This window comes from Micromonospora sp. M51 (genome assembly GCF_018070305.1).
In the GTDB taxonomy this organism is placed as follows: Bacteria; Actinomycetota; Actinomycetes; order Mycobacteriales; family Micromonosporaceae; genus Micromonospora; species Micromonospora parva.
Window position 1 is genome coordinate 1 of sequence record NZ_JAGPXZ010000914.1, and the last position, 2182, is coordinate 2182.

Genomic DNA, 2182 nt, shown 5'->3' on the forward strand with positions numbered 1-2182 from the left:
ACGTGCAGCGGTACGACGAGGCGTTCCGGCTGGAGTTGCCGGACGGCACCGACATCCACGTCGAGGTGGTCGAGCCGACCCGGCCGGTGCCGGGGCGCCCGACGGTGGTGCTGGTGCACGGCTTCTGCCTGGACATGGGCACGTTCCACTTCCAGCGTCAGATGCTCGCCGCCCGCGGTGACTACCGGATCGTGGCGTACGACCAGCCCGGTCACGGCCGGTCCGGCCGGTTGGAGACCGGGGAGTACGACCTCACGGTGCTCGGCCGGACGCTGCGCCAGGTGATCGACCGGACCGCCCCGGACGGGCCGCTGGTGCTGGTCGGCCACTCGATGGGCGGCATGACCATCATGGCGTTCGCCGAGTTGTTCCCGGAGCTGTTCGGCGACCGGGTGGTGGGGACCGTTCTGATGGCCACGTCGGGCGGGCTCATCGCGGAGACCAAGCTGGTAGCTCCCGCGCTGCTCGGCCGGGTCGGTGGCCCGGTGCTCTACATGGTCAGCAACGCCACCCGCTACGGCGGGCCGGTGATCGACAAGGCCCGCAAGTCCACCTCGAACGTGGCCTGGCTGTTGACCCGCAAGTACGGCTTCGGCACCCGCAAGCCCAGCCCGTCGCTGGTGTCCTACGTGGAGGCGATGAACTCCCGGACGTCGGCCGACACGGTGACCCGCTACCTGCGGACCCTGGCGACCCACTCGCGCTTCCCGGCGCTGGCGGCGCTGGCGGCGACTCCGGTGCTGGTGGTGGTCGGCGACAAGGACATGATCACTCCGGTGACACACTCCGAGGAGATCGTCCGCCGGTTGCCGCACGCCGAGTTCGTGAAGATCAAGGACAGCGGTCACGTGGTGATGTTGGAGCACGCGGACGAGGTCAACGCCGCCCTGGCGCGGTTTTTGGAGTCATTGCAGAGCGGGGAGGAACGGTGAGTCACGTCGTCAAGCTGCCGGCTGTCGAGGACACCCGGGATTTCGGCCGACGGCTGGCCGGGCTGCTGCGCGCCGGCGACCTGGTGCTGCTGACCGGCCCGTTGGGTGCCGGCAAGACCGCGCTCACCCAGGGCATCGGCGCCGGGCTCGGTGTCCTCGGGGACATCACGTCGCCGACCTTCGTGATCGCCCGGGTGCACCGACCCGATCCGGCCCGGGGCGGTCGGGTGGCACTGGTGCACGCCGACGCGTACCGGTTGGGTGACGCCACCGATCCGCGCGCCGAGATCGACGACCTGGACCTCGACGCGTCGGTGGACGACTCGGTGACCGTGGTGGAGTGGGGCGAGGGCCTGGTGGAGCAGTTGGTGGACGCGCACCTGCGGGTTCGCATCGACCGCCGCGACGACGACACCCGCATCGTGGAGCTGGACCCGGTCGGCGGCGACTGGGCCCGGCGGCTCGCCGATCTGGGCTAGCTCGGCGGGTGTCGTACCCGATGCCTAGAGTGCGGGGGTCCGACCCGCGCTGTGAGAGGTTTCTGATGCCCGACGACGCTCCCGCCCTGGATCTGCTGGCCCTGCTGCCGGAGCAGTGGCGTGCCGTGCTCACCCCGCACCTCGACCCGGCCCGCACCGCCGCGCTGGGCGAGTTCGTCGCCCGGGAGTACGCGACGCAGACCGTCTTCCCGCCGCTGGAGGACCTGTTCTCGGCCTACCGGCTCTGCCCGCCGCAGGGCACCCGGGTGCTGATCCTGGGGCAGGATCCCTACCACCGGGCCGGGCAGGCACACGGGTTGAGCTTCAGCGTCCGTGACGGGGTGACGGTTCCGCCGTCGTTGCGCAACGTCTTCAAGGAGTTGGGCGAGGACGTGGGTGTTCCCAAACCGCGTGGCGGCAACCTCAACGGTTGGGCCGCGCAGGGTGTGCTGCTGCTCAACGCGGTGCTGACCGTCCGGCAGGCCACCCCTGGCTCGCACGCCAACGCCGGGTGGGAAGAGTTCACCGACGCGACGATCCGTGCGCTGGACGCGGCACCGGAGCGGGTGGTCTTCCTGCTCTGGGGTGGCTACGCCCGTAAGAAGGCCGCGCTGGTCACCAATCCGCAGCACGTGGTGCTGGAGGCGGGCCACCCCAGCCCGATGAACCCGCGTGGCTTCCTGGGCAGCCGTCCGTTCAGCGCCGCCAACAAGGCGCTCGCCGACGCCGGCCTGCCCACCATCGACTGGGAGCGCACCGCCGGCTGACCGG

3 protein-coding genes are annotated in these 2182 nt (G+C 70.9%); all 3 read left to right on the forward strand.

Going from position 1 to position 2182, the window contains the following annotated elements:
* The coding region (locus KBX53_RS30650) for an alpha/beta fold hydrolase (protein WP_210863212.1) at positions 1–932 on the forward strand (932 nt) is incomplete at its 5' end.
* Entirely contained in the window at positions 929–1411 is a 483-nt protein-coding gene (tsaE, locus tag KBX53_RS30655) for a tRNA (adenosine(37)-N6)-threonylcarbamoyltransferase complex ATPase subunit type 1 TsaE (protein WP_030330020.1), read from the forward strand. The genes KBX53_RS30650 and tsaE, both read left to right, overlap by 4 nt.
* A 65-nt stretch (positions 1412–1476) precedes the next feature.
* The gene (ung, locus tag KBX53_RS30660) at positions 1477–2178 is read left to right on the forward strand and encodes a uracil-DNA glycosylase (protein ID WP_030330021.1); all 702 of its coding nucleotides are present in this window, start codon (positions 1477–1479) and stop codon (positions 2176–2178) included.
* Positions 2179–2182: the final 4 nt, after the last annotated feature.

What these genes read in the sequence shown, in the direction of transcription:
- ung (WP_030330021.1), top strand. Translation starts at nt 1,477, where the DNA reads ATGCCCGACGACGCTCCCGCCCTGGATCTGCTGGCCCTGCTGCCGGAG.